General features: G+C 52.6%; 17 protein-coding genes. 12 read left to right on the plus strand and 5 right to left on the minus strand.

The genetic code is table 11. The features are described from left to right. The first annotated feature begins 6 nt into the window (after positions 1-6). Complete coding sequence (locus VMF88_08325; protein HTY11064.1) at positions 7-588, plus strand: RNA methyltransferase; 582 nt, start codon at positions 7-9, stop codon at positions 586-588. Positions 589-695: 107 nt separating this feature from the next. Continuing rightward, the gene (locus tag VMF88_08330; GenBank protein HTY11065.1) at positions 696-1,682 is read left to right on the plus strand and encodes an alpha/beta hydrolase; all 987 of its coding nucleotides are present in this window, start codon (positions 696-698) and stop codon (positions 1,680-1,682) included. A 38-nt stretch (positions 1,683-1,720) separates the two neighbouring features. Here the strand turns inward: VMF88_08330 and VMF88_08335 are convergent, their stop codons facing one another. After that, the gene (locus VMF88_08335) at positions 1,721-2,578 is read right to left on the minus strand and encodes a YihY/virulence factor BrkB family protein (GenBank protein ID HTY11066.1); all 858 of its coding nucleotides are present in this window, start codon (positions 2,576-2,578) and stop codon (positions 1,721-1,723) included. A gap of 59 nt (positions 2,579-2,637) precedes the next feature. Further along, positions 2,638-3,219: a DUF4013 domain-containing protein gene (locus VMF88_08340; protein HTY11067.1), complete on the minus strand. Its 582-nt coding sequence runs from the start codon at positions 3,217-3,219 to the stop codon at positions 2,638-2,640. A 162-nt stretch (positions 3,220-3,381) separates the two neighbouring features. On the opposite strand from VMF88_08340, the gene VMF88_08345 reads away from it, so the two are divergent. After that, complete coding sequence (locus tag VMF88_08345; protein HTY11068.1) at positions 3,382-6,222, plus strand: outer membrane beta-barrel protein; 2,841 nt, start codon at positions 3,382-3,384, stop codon at positions 6,220-6,222. Between the two features lie 92 nt (positions 6,223-6,314). On the opposite strand, the gene VMF88_08350 is transcribed toward VMF88_08345, so the two are convergent. The 3 genes from VMF88_08350 to VMF88_08360 all read right to left on the minus strand — a co-directional run bounded on the left by VMF88_08350 (position 6,315) and on the right by VMF88_08360 (position 8,813). Further along, positions 6,315-7,103, minus strand: a complete 789-nt coding sequence (locus tag VMF88_08350; GenBank protein HTY11069.1) for a dienelactone hydrolase family protein — start codon at positions 7,101-7,103, stop codon at positions 6,315-6,317. A 107-nt stretch (positions 7,104-7,210) separates the two neighbouring features. Continuing rightward, entirely contained in the window at positions 7,211-8,296 is a 1,086-nt protein-coding gene (gene ychF, locus VMF88_08355; GenBank protein ID HTY11070.1) for a redox-regulated ATPase YchF, read from the minus strand. A 154-nt stretch (positions 8,297-8,450) separates the two neighbouring features. Beyond that, positions 8,451-8,813 carry a hypothetical protein gene (locus VMF88_08360; protein ID HTY11071.1) on the minus strand — a complete coding sequence of 121 codons (363 nt, stop codon included), beginning with the start codon at positions 8,811-8,813 and terminating at the stop codon, positions 8,451-8,453. A 355-nt stretch (positions 8,814-9,168) separates the two neighbouring features. Here VMF88_08360 and VMF88_08365 point away from each other — a divergent pair, with 355 nt between their 5' ends. From VMF88_08365 to waaF, 9 genes are all read left to right on the plus strand, one after another. After that, positions 9,169-9,498 carry a translation initiation factor gene (locus VMF88_08365; GenBank protein HTY11072.1) on the plus strand — a complete coding sequence of 110 codons (330 nt, stop codon included), beginning with the start codon at positions 9,169-9,171 and terminating at the stop codon, positions 9,496-9,498. 70 nt (positions 9,499-9,568) lie between these two features. Then, entirely contained in the window at positions 9,569-10,558 is a 990-nt protein-coding gene (locus VMF88_08370) for an aldo/keto reductase (protein ID HTY11073.1), read from the plus strand. Positions 10,559-10,597: 39 nt separating this feature from the next. Continuing rightward, positions 10,598-11,845 carry a hypothetical protein gene (locus VMF88_08375; protein ID HTY11074.1) on the plus strand — a complete coding sequence of 416 codons (1,248 nt, stop codon included), beginning with the start codon at positions 10,598-10,600 and terminating at the stop codon, positions 11,843-11,845. Between the two features lie 147 nt (positions 11,846-11,992). Further along, a complete protein-coding gene (gene msrA / locus VMF88_08380; protein ID HTY11075.1) occupies positions 11,993-12,565 on the plus strand; it encodes a peptide-methionine (S)-S-oxide reductase MsrA in 573 nt (190 codons plus the stop codon). Positions 12,566-12,579: 14 nt separating this feature from the next. After that, positions 12,580-13,944: a glycoside hydrolase family 47 protein gene (locus VMF88_08385; GenBank protein HTY11076.1), complete on the plus strand. Its 1,365-nt coding sequence runs from the start codon at positions 12,580-12,582 to the stop codon at positions 13,942-13,944. A gap of 4 nt (positions 13,945-13,948) precedes the next feature. After that, on the plus strand, positions 13,949-14,908 hold the full coding sequence (locus tag VMF88_08390) for an alpha/beta fold hydrolase (GenBank protein ID HTY11077.1): 960 nt from the start codon (positions 13,949-13,951) through the stop codon (positions 14,906-14,908). A gap of 37 nt (positions 14,909-14,945) precedes the next feature. Continuing rightward, positions 14,946-15,392 (plus strand): hypothetical protein, encoded by a 447-nt coding sequence (locus VMF88_08395; GenBank protein HTY11078.1) that lies wholly within the window; start codon positions 14,946-14,948, stop codon positions 15,390-15,392. Between the two features lie 70 nt (positions 15,393-15,462). Beyond that, positions 15,463-16,386, plus strand: a complete 924-nt coding sequence (locus tag VMF88_08400) for a lysophospholipid acyltransferase family protein (GenBank protein ID HTY11079.1) — start codon at positions 15,463-15,465, stop codon at positions 16,384-16,386. Next, entirely contained in the window at positions 16,370-17,404 is a 1,035-nt protein-coding gene (gene waaF / locus VMF88_08405; protein HTY11080.1) for a lipopolysaccharide heptosyltransferase II, read from the plus strand. The genes VMF88_08400 and waaF overlap by 17 nt, the downstream gene beginning before the upstream one ends. Positions 17,405-17,421: the final 17 nt, after the last annotated feature.

The following is a 17,421-nucleotide window of genomic DNA, read 5'->3' on the forward strand; positions in this document are numbered from 1 at the left end:
GCATGAATGAGATCGGAAAGGCGAACGCAAAAGATAGTAACGGTGCTCTCCCGTCGGCAGCCCGACCTGACGATCGTTATCGAAAATATTCATGATCCCCATAATGTGAGCGCAATGCTCCGGTCTGCGGATGCTGTCGGCATTCATGAGGTCCAGCTGGTGTACACAAAGGAGAAATTCCCAAAGGTCGGCAAGAAAAGCTCGTCGAGCGCAAACAAATGGGTGGAGAGAAGAAGGTTTGATTCACTCCGGGAATGCTACGACCGGCTTCACAGTGAAGGATTCTTGATTTATGCCACCCGGCTGGATGAGGCGGCCCGTCCTCTTTACTCGTTCGACCTGAAGAAAAAGGTCGCCTTTGTCTTCGGCAACGAACATGCGGGCGTTTCCGATGAAGCGGCCTCGCTGGCCGATGCGAGCATCATGATCCCGATGATGGGGATGATTCAAAGCCTTAATGTCTCCGTCGCCTGTGCGGTGACGCTCTACGAAGCGCTGCGGCAGCGCCTGAACGAAGAGAACTATGGGATACCAAAATTCAAAAAAAAAGAGTTTGACCGCCTCTGCAGTGAATGGCTGAAAAAATAATTCTTTACATTCTGTCAAAAACTCTCTACATTCATCGTGATTTTGTGTAGGCGAAACCTGTTGCCGAAAGTATCTCATCAACGACCTGCCTCTGCCGGAGGATGTCTATGCGTTTGCTTCCATCAATAGTGTTGATCTCCGCTGTTACCGTCTCGCTTGCCGGCTGCACGCGGGGAGGGAAGGTCGATGCCGTGAACGCCGAAATGATCCCGCTGAAAGACAAGGTGATCACCGGATACGTCACGGGAAAAGGGGGAGTAAAGCTCTTTATCCGCATCGAAGGAAACGGTTCGCCGACGCTGGTGCTCCCCGGCGGTCCCGGTTACGGGTTCGATTATCTTGTCCCGGTCCTTTCGGAACTTGATTCATCCTGCCAGATGATTTATTTTGACCCTCGCGGGTGCGGCCGGTCCGACCGGTTCAAGAATCCTGCGCTCTATTCGCTCGACAACATGGTCGCCGATGTTGAATCGCTCCGGACCCACCTCAACATCTCCGCGTTCAATATTATCGGCCATGAAACGGGGGGAATGCTGGCGCAGAAGTACGCCATTAAATATCCCGCACGCGTCAACAGGCTTCTTCTCATGAGCACGACCGCTCAGGTTTCCGACCTTGCCATCTGGCTCAACAGCTTCAGGGATTTTATGCCAAGGCAAATTGCCGCCCAGATAAAACGGTATGAGAGGGACAGTCTCTTCGCCGACGGCCGCTATTCGGATGTTTATGAGCGGACGGTTTTATCCGGCATCATGGTGCCAAACTATTTTTCCACCGCTTCAAGCGTTCCCCCCGATTTCTCTTTGCCCGAACGGTCGTGGCCCGTCTATCTTGCCATGTGGGGGAATACCGGTTATTTTGATATCTCGGGAAACTTGAAGGACTTTGACGTGCGGAACGACCTGAAGACCCTGAAGATCAAAACGCTGATTCTGGTCGGTCAAAACGATTACATTTCTCCATTCGTGATGGAGTCGCTGGTGAGTTCAATTCCAAAAGCCAAGATGCACACGTTCGACGGCGCAGGCCATTTCTTTTACCTGGAAAAGCGTGACGAATTTTTGAACGTGGTAAAGGATTTCCTTAACAACTGACGAACCCGCAGCGCAAACGGTTGATTTCTTTTTGCTTGTCAGATATCGCTGATCTCTTTTCTTTCCCTGTATAACCCTCCGACAGCCGCCCCAAGAATAAACACGATGCTGGAACAGTAGACCCAAACCATCGCCACGAGAATAAAGGCATAGGCGCCGTACACTTTTCTGAAGGGCTGAAAGGTGGTGAGATAGAGCGCGAACAAGAAGCCGGCAATTTTCCAGAGGACGGTTGTTGAAATTGCCGAGATAAGCGAAGAGCGTGTTGTGGTGCCGTAGAACGGAATAAATCGGTAGGCCAGAAATGCCATGAGAACGGTGAGGAGAAAGGAAGTAAGCCGCGCGAGAAAATCGGGAAGAGCAGTCTGCATCGCGACGAAATTCGGGCCGAACATTTCGACGCTGTACCGTGAAATAAGCGTGTAAAGCCAGTTGAGCGTGTTGATGGAAATAAAGAGCCATCCAAGCGCGAGAACAAGGACGAGGTCTTTCAGCTGGCTCAGGAAAATTCCGGTTGTGGTTGTGATACGGTAAATCCGGTGAAGGGCTGATCGAACGGAGCTGAAAAGGGACGTCGACGTATAAATGAGGACAATCGCTCCGAACACTCCCATCGACTGGCGGAATTCAACGAGGTCGTTGATGATCCGGAAAGTGAGATTCTTGATTTCGTTGGCCTGGGCCTGATTGGGAAGAGCTTTGGAGAGGAACTTCTCGATGTTCTGCATCGCCATCTCCGAGGAATTCAACACCACCCCAAGGAGGGCGGAGACAAGGAGCAAGAGGGGAATGATGCAGAGCAGAACGTTGAATGCAATGCCGGATGCAAGGAACAACACATCATCCTCGATGAACCGGGTCATCAATCCGCGGGAATAGTACCGCGTTGCATCCAAAAAATTGCGTACGAAAAAACTTATTCTTTTGTCCAATCGGGTCATGGTCGTGCAGGGGATTACAGTTTGGCAAGCTGTGCAAGGATATGCGACTCAGCCAGGATCCCCCAAAAGACAACGAACGGCCACCCAACGATCATCGACATCCACCCAAGCGACACTGACGATGCAACGGTCAGAAACCCTGCCGCAAGGGCAACAACATACATCAGGGGGTGACGCAGAGTTCGTTTTGCGATGTCCGAAACGGAAAAGCATGAGAAGAAGGCCGGCCGGTGCGCATACTGAATCAGGACGAGCGGCAGCCAACAAAAAAGGAAAATGCATAGGATTCCGATGAGCTCTGCCGCGGTCGGTGTACCGAAAGCCGCCCCGACGATCACCGCCAAAACGGCGGCATATAATAGAGCGGCGAAGAGGACGATCAGACCTTGCCTGAAAAGCCTTCGAACGTTCCGCCACTCCGGAAGCACAATGTCGTCGTGGCCCAGGGCAGCACGGAGATACTCGATCTCATACCCGAGGAGGAACGGAATCCCGACGACGATCCCGCTCAGCATGACGAATATTCCCCCGATAAAAACCTTGAGGAACCATGAACTGTCCTTGAACATGTAAGAGAATGACCGGGAGATATCCATTCACATCTTTCTGGGAAAACAAGTTGTGAGAGAATAGGAACTTTTTCCTTCTTAAGCAAGGCGGTCCGCGCTTTTTAGTAAAGCCATTCTCCCGGCAGCGCTCTTAAACTATTCTGCAATCACGGGGTCGAATAGATTAACTAAAATGAGTTCGCATTATTGATGACACGAATTACACTTCGAACCCTCCTCGCTCTTCTGCTGTTATCCCCGATCAGTATCTTTTCTCAGACTGTCAGCGTTCAGGGGCGGGTGCTTGAGGCCAAAACGAAAACCCCGCTTCCGGGCGCACACGTGAAGCTTATAAATAGCGACGATCCTTCCCAATCGTTTATCAGTTCGACTGACGAGCGCGGGGTCTTCAAGTTTTCAGGGATTCTGAAACATTCTTATACGCTCGAGGCGACCTACGTTGGATGCAACATGTTCACGAAAACTGTCCGAGTGGAGACACAGCCGACCGATCTGGCAGATCTCTTATTGACCCAGATCCCGATCCAGCTGGGGGAGGTCGACGTTGAAGGATCGCCCCCTCCGGCAGTTCAGAAAGCCGACACGACCGAATTCAACGCCGGCGCGTTCAAGACAAATCCCGATGCCGTTGCAGAGGACCTTGTCGGGAAGCTTCCGGGCGTGATCGTGACCAACGGCACTGTGACGGCTCAGGGGGAAGCCGTGCAGCAGGTGCTTGTTGATGGTAAACCTTTTTTCGGCAGCGACCCGACGCTTGCTCTTCGGAACCTCCCGGCAGACGCGATCGCAAAGATCCAGATCTTTGATAAGATGAGCGACCAGGCCGAGTTTACCGGTTTCGACGACGGCCAGTCCGTTAAGACGCTCAACATCATTACGAGGACCGACAAACGGAACCAGCAGTTCGGAAAAGGCTACGGCGGGTACGGGGACGATGACAGATATATTGCGGGGGGGAGTGCGAACTATTTCCACCAGGGAACACGGCTTTCGGCGATCGGATTATCCAATGACCTTAATCAACAGAATTTTTCCACCCAGGATTTGCTCGGCGTTGTGGGGAATACAAATCAGCGCGGAGGTTTTGGAGGAGGGGGAGGCGGCGGATTCCGCGGAGGCGGCGGCGGAGGCGGCGCTGGATTCGGCGGCGGCGGTGGTCCGGGAGGAGGCGGTGCGAACATCAGCAATTTTCTTGTGGGACAGCAGAACGGTGTTGCAACGACAAATTCAGTCGGGTTGAATTACACTGATTCGTGGGGAAGTCATCTTTCCGTGACGCAAAGTTATTTCTTCAACTATACGAACACGGACAACGACCAAAAGCTGCATATGCAGTATTTTCCGACGCCTGATTCCAGCACATTCTATGACGAGAACAGCGCCGCGAACAGCAAAAATGGGAACCATCGCGCCGATATGCGGCTTGAATATAATGCCGATACACTGAACTCGATCATCGAACTCCCCAGGCTTTATTTCCAGAACAACAATTCCGCGAGTACGGTGGGCGGTGTCAATTCCCTGTCAACACAGCAGTTGATCAATCAAACCATGAACGACAACAACGCGGGTACAAACGGCGATAACCTATCCAATCACCTCGTCCTGAGACATAAATTCGACCTGCCCGGAAGAACGATCTCGCTCGACCTCGGCACATCATATAATCAAAAACGGGGAACGACATCACAGCAGGCCGCCAGCGAGTATTATCAGGGGACGCGCACCACCGCCGACACGCTCAATCAGCAGACGCCCATTTTCACCGACGGCTATACGGTGTCATCCCGGCTGGCGTATACCGAACCGATCGATGTGCTCAGTCTTCTTCAATTTACTTACAATCCTTCATATTCGAGGAATAATTCGGATAACAAGAAATATAATTTTGATCCCGCTACCGGCGAATACACGATCCCGGATACCTCTCTTTCGAACACCTATCAGAATCAATATTGGACGCAGAACGGCGGTATCGCCTATCGTATTCGGCTGACGGGATTTAATGGGATGGCGGGAGTCTCATATCAGGTCGCCGCTCTGCGCGGGCAGCAGCAATTCCCGTTGACCACCACGATCACGCGGACCTATTACGATTTTCTTCCGAACGGGATGCTTACCTACAACATCGCCGAACATACCAACCTCCGGATGTTCTACCGGACAACGACGCAGGCTCCGAGCATCAGCCAGCTTCAAAACGTCGTCGACAATTCCAATCCGCTGCAGCTCGCAACGGGCAATCCGTCGCTGAACGAGTCGTACACCCAGACGCTGACGACACGGTACATGGTAACGAACGTCGATAATAACCGGAGCACCTTTCTCTTGTTGTCGATCGTCCATACCAACCAATATATCGGGAATGCCACGGTGACAGCGCAGCGCGATACGGTACTGAGCGGTGGAGTTGTGATGAACCGCGGGACGCAGCTATCGTTTCCCGTCAACCTTAACGGACAGTGGAATGTCAACTCGTTCTTCACTCACAGTATCGTCGTCGGATTTCTGAAGAGCAACCTCAACCTCACATCTGGATTGACCTATGCCCGGACTCCCGGCTTGATCAACCAGGCATTGAACATAGCCGACACGTACGGGCCGGGCGCGGGTGCGGTCTTGAGCAGCAATGTAAGCGAGAAGATCGATTTTACGCTCTCATACAACGGCAACTATAACATTTCAAGAAATTCGTTCGAACCCGACCTGAACAGTCAGTACTACTCGCATACTGCGACAATAAAAACCAATCTGATTTTCTGGGACGGCATGGTGTTTAGGAGCGAGGTCGATAATGCCCTGTACAGCGGACTGAGCGGCGGGTACAACAAAAATTCGGTTCTGTGGAACATGAGCTTCGGAAAGAAATTCTTCTCGAAGCAACAGGGGGAATTGACAGCGTCGGTTGTCGACCTTCTAAATCAAAATAAGAGCGTCAATCGGACGGTGACGGGGACGTATGTTGAGGACACGCAGAACAATGTGCTGGGAAGATACTTCATGCTCACATTCACCTACACCGTTCGGTAATAGAATTCTCCCCTTCGAAGATTCTCGGCGCCTCGATCCCGGCCCGAAATTATCCGTCAACGTCGGGCCGGAATCAAGCAAAACGGAAAGCCCTACTTCTTAAAGATCATCCCAAAAAAATCCTGCATATCCGCCCATGATTTCTTGTCCGCCTTTTCATTATACGCCAGAGGAATATTGTACTTCTTTCCGACTTCGGTCGATGCAGGATTGGTAAAGCTGTGGAGGGCATCTTCGTAGTTCACAACTCTATAGTCGGCTTTCGCCGAATCCATCAGGCTTTTGAATCTGTTGACAACGGACTCGGGATTAAATTTGTCGGCGGCTCCGTTGCAGACGAGAATTTTTGCCTTGACCGTTCCGGGTTTCCCCGGGGCCACTGCGGCCAGGCTTCCGTGGAAACTGACCACCCCCCGCAAATCGACGCCGGCCGTTGCCATGTTGAGCGCGATGCCGCCGCCGAAGCAGTATCCGATCGCGGCGACGCGGCGCGGGTCGACGGCCGTATTCTTTTTGAGAAGGTCCAACGCGGCGGTGAACCGGGCCTTCATGCCGCTCATGTTCTTCATCGCTTCCCCCGATAATTTTCCGGCGTCGGCTGGAGTCTCGACAACTTTTCCGTCGCCGTACATGTCAACGGCGAACGCAACGTAGCCGAGTTCGGCAAGCATGTCCGCCCGCTTGCGTGAGTAATCGTTGTTGCCCCACCATTCATGAACAACAAGAATTCCCGGCCTTTTTTCTTTGAGGGAATCGTCATAGGCAAGATACCCCTTCAGCGTTACACCGTCGGCAGTGTACGTGATTTCCTGACGGACGATTCCTGCAAGAGCAACAGCGGCACTAAGGAAAAGCGAAAGAAAGAGAGCAAGACGTATCATGCGGCCTCCTTGAAGAAAAATTTGATAGTGTGGGGAGATCAGGCAGCCGCATTGTACTAAATTGCGGTCGTAAGAGCAACGCGGAAGTTGACGCCGCGGTCGATTCGTCAACTGTGGCGGATCGAGATAATGTCTCCGTCGGCAACGATGTATTCTTTCCCCTCAAGACGCCAATGGCCCGTTTCTTTTGCTTTCGCGAAAGAGCCGCCTTGGGCGATAAAATGGTCGTAGTGAACAACCTCCGCTCTGATGAATTTGTTCACAAAGTCGGAATGGATCACTCCGGCCGCCTCCTGGGCAGTCATTCCTTTCTTTATCGTCCACGCCCTGCACTCGTCTTCGCCGACGGTAAAAAATGACTGAAGGCCGAGAATGGCGTACGCCTCGCGGATCAAGGCGGTCAGGGCCGACTCTTTGATGCCGTATTCCCCCATGAAGACGGAGGCTTCCTCGTCCGGCAGTTCGGACATCTCCATTTCGATCTTGCCGAAGAACGAAACGACCTTCGTACGGGTTCCATCTTTCTTCTCCGACACGCGACGGACAATGTCGGCGTACGTTGCAAGCTGAGGCTCGTCGAAGTTCAAGGCGATCAGCATCGGCTTCAAAGAAAGAAGCTGGTAGGTTTTCAGGATGTTGATCTCGTCTTTCGAGAACTCAACTTCGCGCAGCGGGATCTCTTTGTCGAGGTGATGTCTGCATTTTTCAAGGACGGGCAATTCCTTTTTCAGATGCTCGTCCTGAGTTTTTTGAATTTGTTTTTGAATCCTGTCGACGCGGGTTTCGACGATGGACAGGTCGGAAATAATAAATTCGGTCTCAAACGAGGCGATGTCCCGTAGCGCATCGACCGAACCGTCGGGATGAGGAACAGCTTCGTTTTCAAACAAGCGAACTACCTGAACCAGCGCATCGTTCGTCTTAACGTTCGCGAGAAAATTTGTCGTGAACTGGGTCGAGCCCGATTCCCCCTTTTTTAAGCCGACGACATCGACAAATTCGATGGCGGCATGCACGGTGTTCTTTGGCGAAAAGATCGCAGAGCATTTATCCAGACGTCCGTCCGGTATCTTGACGATCGCGTGATGCGCCTCCACCTTTGTGAGCACGGAGGGGTCGAGATGTGTCTTTGTGATGGTCTGAAAAAGGGTTGATTTGCCCGAGAATGGAAGTCCGACAATGCCGATCTGCATGGGAGTGCCTTTAGGTCGAATGCGAAGTATGCGTTAAAGCAGAAACTGTCGCGGGGAAGATACAAAATTTTCGGTAAGAAATATAATAAAAAAAACGGCTTCCGCTATTCCCTGAAGCCGTTTATCAAAATGGAAATAAAAAAAGGAGATTACGTTAGTTTTGCCGTTGGCGCATCATCTCTTCCCGCGCCTTTTTCAGCGCTTCATATTTCTCTTTCTGCGCGGGGGTGAGAATCGCTTCGATCTGGTCATCGGTCGTTTTCATCATTTTCATCATTGCATCGCGCCTCGCATCCCGGTCGCTCACGGAATCCATCAACGCCTGTCGTTTCGCTCCCATGTCCTTGAAAATGACCGTGATCTGATCGGCCTGTTTATCACTCAAACCCAATGAGTCCTTCAGTGCTTTCACCCTCTCTTCGGGGCTCATACGCATCATCCCTTGAGCTGATGCGGTGGCTGTGAACACGCCGGCCATGAGGACGACAGCGAATAACAGCGACAAATAGTATCGCATAGGTAGCTCCTTCTTTAGTTGAAAATGATATACGGAATTTGGATTCGACCTAAAAAAACTTCTTGCTTGCATATTAGATAACCAATGGTCCAAAAGGTTTAACCGCTGGCAGCATTACAATTTGAGAAATTTCCTGCTCGCCCTCAAACTTTGTTTGGGAGGGAGAAGGGAACATTTCTTTCAGCTGAAAACATCGGGCACTGGATTCGCGCCGTTCCCAATGTGAGATTGGGAACGAGCGAACCCTCGTGCCAAAAGGTCCCAGGCTGAGACTGTAACACTCCCTAACTGCTTCGTTGCTATTGGCAGCCGATTTTTCTACTTTTTCTAAACAAGGCGATTTTTTGAAGAGAAAATGAAATTAACATCGTTTGCCGACCTCGATCAACTCCTCCCAGAAGGCGAACGTACCTCAATGACGGAACAGAAGAAGGCCGCTCCGCATCACGGAAAAGGAAATCCGGTTCGGGTTTTTCTCGATACAAAAGGAAGAAAGGGGAAGGCCGTCACGGTCGTTGCGGGGCTGAAGCACAATCCCGCGACAATGGAAGAGATCGCTAAAATTCTCAAGCAACATTGCGGTGCAGGGGGAACGGTCAAGGAGGGGAACATTGAAATCCAGGGGGACCAGCGTGCAAGAGTGAAGGAAAAGTTGAAAGCGATCGGCTATGCGCCGGCTGAATAGGTTTTGAAGGTGATAGGTTTATAAAGAATTTTACTCAATATCATAAAAAAATTTTGAGAGGTATTATTTTATGGAAATGCGAACACTCGGAAAGGGCGGTCCGAAAGTATCAGCTATCGGCCTAGGGTGCATGGGGATGTCGGAATTTTACGGCGCCGGCGACGATAACGAATCGATCGCTACGATTCACCGCGCCCTGGACCTTGGCCTTAATTTTCTCGATACCGCCGATATGTACGGCCCGTTCAAGAATGAAGTGCTGGTTGGAAAAGCGATCAAGGGGGTACGCAGCAAGGTTTTTCTCGCTACGAAGTTCGGCATTCATCGGGATCCGGCTGACCCGCTGAAGCGAAGCGTGAATGGAAAGCCCGAGTACGTCCGCTCTTCGTGCGACGCGAGTCTTCGGCGATTGGGCGTCGATGTCATCGACCTCTATTATCTCCACCGCGTCGACCCGAACACGCCGATCGAAGAAACAGTCGGAGCGATGAGTGGCCTTGTCAAAGAAGGGAAGGTACGGTACATAGGGCTGTCGGAAGCCGGCGCGAATACTCTCAGGCGCGCCTGCAAGGTGCATCCGATCACCGCGCTTCAAACGGAATACTCGCTCTGGTCGCGCGATCCGGAAGAAGAGATCCTCGGGGCATGCCGTGAACTTGGCATCGGGTTCGTCGCCTACAGTCCTCTTGGCCGCGGATTCCTCACCGGCGGGATCAAACGAATGGAAGACCTGGCGCCCAACGACTTCCGCCGGAATTCACCCCGTTTTCAGGGAGAAAATTTCCAGCACAATCTCGACCTCGTGAAGAAGGTCGAAAAGATCGCTGCAGAAAAAAAATGCGCACCGTCGCAGCTTGCATTAGCGTGGGTGATGGCTCAGGGGAGCGATATTGTTCCTATCCCCGGCACAAAGCGGCGGAAATATCTCGAAGAGAACATCGCAGCCGCTTCACTTGCGCTGACGAAAGAGGACCTTCGCCGTATCGACGAAGCCATGCCGCGCGGGGCAGCCTCCGGCCTTCGCTATCCTGCCGCGACGATGTCTTCTGTGAACAGGTGATTCTTCGATTCATGGAATTTCGCATCACTGTGCATTCTCATGAAGCCAAGTAAAAGCAAAGCACGCAAGACTCCGGATGCGGCGGGGAAGAACTATTCGAAAATTTTCACCGCCGCTGCGGCTGGAATCGGCTTAGCGGCCGCCGCGTATTTTGTCATCCCCCTTCTTTTTGCGGTTCACACAAAACCGCCGCAAGCTCTTCCGGCAGGGGAGGCCAAGGCGTTGAAGCCGGAAGATGCGCTGGCCATCACCGTTCAGCGGGCGTATGCGGTTGATGCACGATTTCAAGAAGTGTACAACAATGGCTGGGAGGCTGCGAACGGAGCGATCGGCGAGGCGTTTCTCTATGCCGCAACCGGCGACCAGAATTTGCTGGATCGGTACGAGCATGTTCGGAAGCTGACCGATCTTTTCAACGGCACATGGGTTGACGACCGTGCATGGATCTGTCTGGCAGAGCTGTACTGGTGGCAGTTCTCGGGGAAGAAAAACAAGGAATGGGTGGACGACGCCGAGAAACGCTACATGGAAGCGAGGAATGAGGGACGCCTCTCGAATAAGGAAGGATTCTGGAGCTGGTACACCTGGCCGCCAAATGCGAAAATCAATGATATGATCCTCACCAACAGCAACACGAACCAGATGGTGACGGTTGCCTGTATGCTCTATGAAGCAACCCGCAACCGACGGTTTTACACCGACGCCATCGGGGTGTGGGAGGGGGACGGTAAATATCCGGGAATCGAAAAGACCTTTTACAGGGGAGACGGCAAATGGGAGGGAAAAGGGGGAATGGCCGCGTTTGGAAAACAGCTGCCGTGGGAGAGCGCCTCGTACTTGTCGGTCGTCGCCGCAATGTACAGAATGACTGGAAACCCGAAATACAAGGCAATCGCCGCAGCCTCGGCGAAGTACATTATGGATCCGGCGCATGGCTGGGTCGATTCGACAGATTTTTATCAGCTCCGGATGGACGGAAACGGAGCCTTCGTTCATTTTGTTCTTGATGCGTACCTCATTGCGCCGGAATTGCTTCCCGACATTCCTTTCAAAGTAGAAAAAATGCTGGAGCATGTTTGGTCGAACCATCACGGCGCTTCTTATGTTCTTCTTCATAGACTCGGCGATGACGGCATCCGCAACGGATGGAATCCGCGGGGGGGTGAGGAGGGATACGGCGTCGACCAAATCGGGACGGTGCATCCGCAATCGCAGGCCGTACGCGCGTTCGGCGTGTTTGCCTACGTGCTTCGCGGGATGCTTGACAGGCAACTGGAGAAAAAATAGCCGGGGCGGATCCCGGTATTTTTTTCATCAACGAAGAGAAGAGCAATGGCGAAGAACAAAAACCTGAAAGCGGTCTTTTGGATCCTCGGACTTTTTGCTGTGTGCATCTGTGCGGTGTTCCTGGGCGGAGGACCAGGAAGAGAGTCAATGGGACATGAAGGAGATCAACGATTGATGACAACAACATTGGATACGGCGACGTTCGCCGCGGGCTGCTTTTGGTGCGTCGAAGCGGTCTTTCAGGAACTGAAAGGCGTGCAATCAGTCGTGTCGGGATATACCGGAGGGACCGTCGAAAATCCGAGTTATGAAGAGGTGTGCACCGGATCGACGGGTCATGCCGAGGCATGCATGATCACCTACGACCCGAGCGTCATCACCTACGCCGAGCTGCTCGAAGTTTTCTGGAAAACGCATGACCCTACCACGTTGAACCGGCAGGGGAACGATACCGGCACGCAATACCGTTCGGCGATCTTCTATCATAACGATGAGCAGAAGCGACTTGCGGAGCACTATAAGAAGGAGCTTGATTCAGCCGGCGCCTTCGATGCACCGATCGTTACCGAGATCGCTCCGTTCACGAAATTCTATAAGGCGGAAAATTATCATCAGAACTACTACAACGACCACGGGGCGCAGCCATACTGTGTATTTGTCATCAGGCCCAAAGTCGCTAAATTCCGCAAAGTGTTCAAGGATAAATTGAAAGATCATTAGCCGCTCCCATCCCAATGCATAGCACCACATTTTCCCGGTTAATAAATAGAGGGGCGCTTTTTGTTCTGGTCGGTTGCGCCTTGACTTCTCACGCGAACGGGCAACAGCAGCTGGCGGATTCTGTCCGGGCTGAATTTGTGCACGCCTGGAACGGCTACAAACAGTACGCCTGGGGGCATGATGCCCTGCGGCCGCTGTCAAAAAAGCCTCGTGATTGGTACGGCACGTCGCTGTGTATGACCCCGGTCGATGCGTACGATGCCATGCTCATCATGGGGCTTTCTGATGAAGCGGCAGAAGCGAAAACATTAATTCTGGACAGCCTGTCGTTCAACAAGAATATCGAGGTCCTGAGTTTTGAGATCACCATCCGGCTGCTCGGCGGTCTTCTCAGCGCTTACGGGATCGACAGAGACAAACGGCTTCTCGCGTTGGCGCAGGACCTCGGCGACCGGTTGCTTCCCGTATTTAATACGCCTACCGGCATGCCGTACCGTTACGTCAATCTGCAAACGGGAAAGATCCGGGATTCGATCAATAACCCGGCCGAGATCGGCACATCGCTCCTCGAATTCGGAACGCTGAGCAAGCTCACCGGAAATCCCGCGTATTATGAAAAGTCGAAGAAAGCGATTGTTGCATTATATGCGCGGCGATCTTCCGTCGGTTTGGTGGGGAGTTGGATCAATGTGCAGACAGGAGAATGGGTCGACAGCAGCAGCCACATCGGAGGCGGAATTGATTCCTACTATGAATATCTCTACAAAGCCTGGCTCCTTTTTGGCGACGAGGATTGTAAGAAGATGGCAGAAGAGAGCTTCAAATCAGTGAACCGCTACGTTATCGATACTTCGTACGGAAGTCTATGGTACGGTCATGTTGCGATGGGAAGCGGCAAACGGACAGCGACGCTCTTCGGGTCGCTCGAAGCTTTTTATCCCGCACTTCTGGCATTATCGGGCGACACAAAAAGAGCCGTTGCACTGGAACGATCGTGCTTCAAAATGTGGACGCTCGCCAATGTAGAACCGGAAGAGATCGATTACTCCAGCATGAAGGTGACCGACGCTGCATATCACCTTCGTCCCGAAATCATGGAATCTGCCTATTACCTTTATCGAATAACGGGAAAGGATGAATTTCCCGCCATGGGCGAAATATTTTTCAATAACCTTGTCAAATATTGCCGGACCGACGTTGCCTATGCCGCGCTCAGCAACGTCATAACCAAAGAAAAGAGGGACGAGATGGAAAGTTTCTTCTTTGCCGAGACGCTCAAATATCTCTATCTTCTTTTCGCCCCCCCCGCAGCATTGAATTTCGATAAGGTCGTTTTCAACACCGAAGCTCATCCCCTTCACCGGGTCATGGAACGATAACCCCATGTCTCTCTTTTCATTCTCAGCCAGAACTCTGTCCTGCTCCATTGCCGTCGCCGCCGTTCTCTGCCTTTCAGCGACGGCTTCCCATGCCGCCTGGCCCGTAGAAAGAGGCTACAAGGTTATCAACGGCGTCTCGCATTATTATGAAGTGATCGGGGAAGGAGTTCCGATCGTCGTTGTTCACGGGGGCCCCGGACTCGACCATAGTTATTTTCTCCCTCAAATGAAGGAGCTGGCGAAAAATTACAGACTGATCTTTTACGATCAGCGCGGAATGGGGAAAACCTCGGCCGATTTTGACGTGAAGCGGATGACGATGGATGATCTCGTCGAGGATCTGGACGGAATAAGGCAGGCATTCGGGCTGGAAAAAATGAATCTGATGGGGCATTCATGGGGAGGACTGGTGTCGATGTTTTATGCCATAAAATATCCCGGCCGATTGCGATCATTGATCCTCAGCAACTCAACGCCGGCAAGTCCCGCGTTGCGCGATCGATCGTTCGGGATGATGGCGCAAAAGACGTCCAGAGATGACAGCCTCGCTGAATCGCAGATCGCGCAAACAGATTCATTCAAGAAAAGAGACCCGTCGGCGATGGCAAAATATTTTCGCCTCCTTTTTCGCGGCTCGTTCCGCGACAAACGCTTTGCGGACAGTCTGACGCTGGAATTCGATTCGACGTATGCTTCGAAAAGTGCCATGGTGCAGCAATTATACAACGATACCAGGATTCAGACATACGATATCCATAGGCGGTTGAACGCCGTCACCTGTCCGACGCTGATCATCGCAGGTGCGGACGACGCCGCAGTCCCCGAGGCTAATGAACAAATCCATGAGAGCATTCGCGGCTCTCAGTACGTTATACTTCCCGACTGCGGGCATTTCCCGTTCATTGAAGCGGGCGAAAAGTTCTTTCCCCTGGTTAGGAATTTTCTGAAGACTGCGACAGAATGACCGAGAGCATGTTCCCCCTCCACCAAACAGCATTTCAATGAGCGTGCTTCCGGCAATATTGTCGATCCGCCGTCATTTTCTTTTTGCCCTCGCTGGATGTTTTTGGACGGTCGCAGGAGGGATCCTTTGTTTTCGGGGAGCGATCTGGCTCGGATTGTTGTCGGCACCGGCGGCAGTTGCTGTCGCGCTGATCAGCGCTGCATGTGCCGCGGCCGGTTATAGTTTTGGCTTTTCAAAGCTCGTCATCAGGAACATAGAACGCATCAACCGTATGCCCGAACGGGCGAATTGTTTTGCGTTCACCGCCGTGCGCGGCTATGTAATGATCGCGCTCATGATGTCGATCGGCATCACATTGCGCAACTCATCGATCCCGAAGTATTATCTTACCGTGCCGTATTTTGTCATGGGAGGGATCCTTCTTATTGGGAGCGTTCAGTTCTACCGGAAGTTCCTTTCGTCCCTTGCCGAAGCCGCCTCATGATCCCACCCCTTTCAGGCTACCGATCATCAATCTGTTTTTGATTCTGCATCAATGATTTCGTATGTTTGTCATGATGCAAGACAGACTTGAATATCTTGGCTATAGTGTTATCGGCTGGCTCGTGCGGCTGATGCCGTGGAGGTCCGTCAATCGATTCGGCGCGGCGCTTGCCTCAATTGTGTTCTATCTCGTCCCAATCAGACGCTCGCTGACGATCGAGCACTTGCACAGAGCCTTTCCGGGAAAGTCTCCAGCCGAAATACACGCGATCGCTTTGGCGGCGTACCGCAACCTTGTCATTTCTCTGCTCGAAGTCTTCTGGTTCTCCCGTTTGACGCCGGAAAAGGTCCGGGAAGTAGTCAGGATGCCGGAGACCAGCGTGATGGATGCGCGTTTGCAAGAGGGGAAGGGGCTGATCATGCTGGGGGGGCATTTCGGCAACTGGGAACTCATCGCGATCGCCGTCGGGCTGTTGAGCAAGCATCCTTTGACCATCATCGTCCAGCGACAGCGGAACAAATTTGTCGATGCCTTCATGAACAAGAACCGGACGCTCTTCGGCAACAAAGTTGTCGAGATGGAAAAGGCGCCGCGGGAAATAATTTCAACGCTTCGCAACAACGGCGTGGTAGCGATCCTGGCCGATCAAAGCGGCCCCCGGGAGGGGCTCTTTGTCAACTTCTTCGGCCGCCCTGCGTCGACGCATCGCGGGCCGGCCCTGTTCAGCGTCAGGACCGGAGCGCCGATCATTATGGCGTTCATTATCCGCCAGCCCGACGGGCTCTACAACGTGGAGTTCGAGGAGGTCGAGACGAAAGATGTGGGCGGCACCGATGAGGAAAAGATAGAGCAGATCACGGCCCGCCATGTTGCCATACTTGAGGAATATGCCACGCGTTACCCCGACCATTGGCTGTGGATGCACAAGCGCTGGAAACATACACCTTCTCCGACCCTTCCCTCTGAAACACAAATCCATGCATCTGCCGAATAAGATCCTGGTCTTTCAAACAGCGTTCCTTGGCGACGTCGTTTTGACCTTGCCGCTCGTGCAGGTGCTGCATCGGGAATTTCCTCATGCTCAAGTTGATTTTGTTGCGACTCCGAAAGCGTCCTCCGTTCTGAGGAATCATCCAGCGATTCATTCAATCATCGAGTATGATAAACGGGGGAGCCAACGAGGCTTGCGCGGAATGATGGCGATTGCAGGGGTGTTAAAAGCAGGGCGCTATGATGTTGCGCTTGTCCCGCATCGATCCTTGCGAAGCGGGATCGTCGTTGCGATGAGCGGGATTCCTCGCAGGATTTGCTTCGAAACTGCGGCAGGAAGAATTCTCTTCAATGAGACCGTCCCCTATGATAAGACGATCCATGAGACCGAGCGGGATCTTTCTTTTTTGAAAACGCTGCATATCGATCCCCCAAAAAAAGAACTCCCGGTTTTGTATCCATCCAAAGAAGACGCAGACCTCGTCGGTCAATGGTTTACGAAGATGAAGGTTCAATCGAAGCGCACGGTGATCGCAATTGCCCCGGGCTCTGTGTGGAATACGAAGCGCTGGCCCGGCGAACGTTTTTCCACCTTGGCGAAGAAGATCGTTGCGGAAGGGGGGAACGTCGTTCTTGTCGGAGGGAAAGAAGATGAAGAGTTGTGCAGACAGATTTCAGTTGAAGCGGGGGGCGAGGGGGTCTCTGTGTCGGCGGGAAGCTTTTCGATCCTCCAGTCAGCGGAAATTATCCGGAGATGTACGGCGCTCGTTTCAAACGACAGCGCGCCAATGCACCTGGCAGTTTCCATGGGAACCCCCGTCATCGCTCTTTTCGGAGCGACGGTTCCGTCGTTCGGGTTTGCGCCCTACGGCGAGAAGGATGTGGTCGTCCAGACGGAGGGGTTGTCGTGCAGGCCATGCAGCATTCACGGAGGAGATCGGTGTCCGATCGGGACATTTGACTGCATGATGAATATTTCCCCGGAGTTCGTGTTCGAGAAGCTCGCCCGGTGGATCAGCTAGCAGCACCGTTCCGCCTT

It is taken from the genome of Bacteroidota bacterium (genome assembly GCA_035506275.1).
GTDB lineage: Bacteria > Bacteroidota > Ignavibacteria > UBA10030 > UBA8401 > JAGVPT01.

Bases quoted from the DNA above. Each gene is read 5' to 3' on its own strand.
- VMF88_08375 (HTY11074.1), top strand. From the start codon at position 10,598: ATGAAGCCAAGTAAAAGCAAAGCACGCAAGACTCCGGATGCGGCGGGG.
- VMF88_08365 (HTY11072.1), top strand. From the start codon at position 9,169: ATGAAATTAACATCGTTTGCCGACCTCGATCAACTCCTCCCAGAAGGC.
- VMF88_08360 (HTY11071.1), bottom strand. From the start codon at position 8,813: ATGCGATACTATTTGTCGCTGTTATTCGCTGTCGTCCTCATGGCCGGC.
- VMF88_08350 (HTY11069.1), bottom strand. From the start codon at position 7,103: ATGATACGTCTTGCTCTCTTTCTTTCGCTTTTCCTTAGTGCCGCTGTT.
- VMF88_08330 (HTY11065.1), top strand. From the start codon at position 696: ATGCGTTTGCTTCCATCAATAGTGTTGATCTCCGCTGTTACCGTCTCG.
- VMF88_08385 (HTY11076.1), top strand. From the start codon at position 12,580: ATGCATAGCACCACATTTTCCCGGTTAATAAATAGAGGGGCGCTTTTT.
- ychF (HTY11070.1), bottom strand. From the start codon at position 8,296: ATGCAGATCGGCATTGTCGGACTTCCATTCTCGGGCAAATCAACCCTT.
- VMF88_08395 (HTY11078.1), top strand. From the start codon at position 14,946: ATGAGCGTGCTTCCGGCAATATTGTCGATCCGCCGTCATTTTCTTTTT.
- VMF88_08345 (HTY11068.1), top strand. From the start codon at position 3,382: ATGACACGAATTACACTTCGAACCCTCCTCGCTCTTCTGCTGTTATCC.
- VMF88_08340 (HTY11067.1), bottom strand. From the start codon at position 3,219: ATGGATATCTCCCGGTCATTCTCTTACATGTTCAAGGACAGTTCATGG.
- VMF88_08400 (HTY11079.1), top strand. From the start codon at position 15,463: ATGATGCAAGACAGACTTGAATATCTTGGCTATAGTGTTATCGGCTGG.
- VMF88_08325 (HTY11064.1), top strand. From the start codon at position 7: ATGAGATCGGAAAGGCGAACGCAAAAGATAGTAACGGTGCTCTCCCGT.
- msrA (HTY11075.1), top strand. From the start codon at position 11,993: ATGGGACATGAAGGAGATCAACGATTGATGACAACAACATTGGATACG.
- VMF88_08390 (HTY11077.1), top strand. From the start codon at position 13,949: ATGTCTCTCTTTTCATTCTCAGCCAGAACTCTGTCCTGCTCCATTGCC.
- waaF (HTY11080.1), top strand. From the start codon at position 16,370: ATGCATCTGCCGAATAAGATCCTGGTCTTTCAAACAGCGTTCCTTGGC.
- VMF88_08370 (HTY11073.1), top strand. From the start codon at position 9,569: ATGGAAATGCGAACACTCGGAAAGGGCGGTCCGAAAGTATCAGCTATC.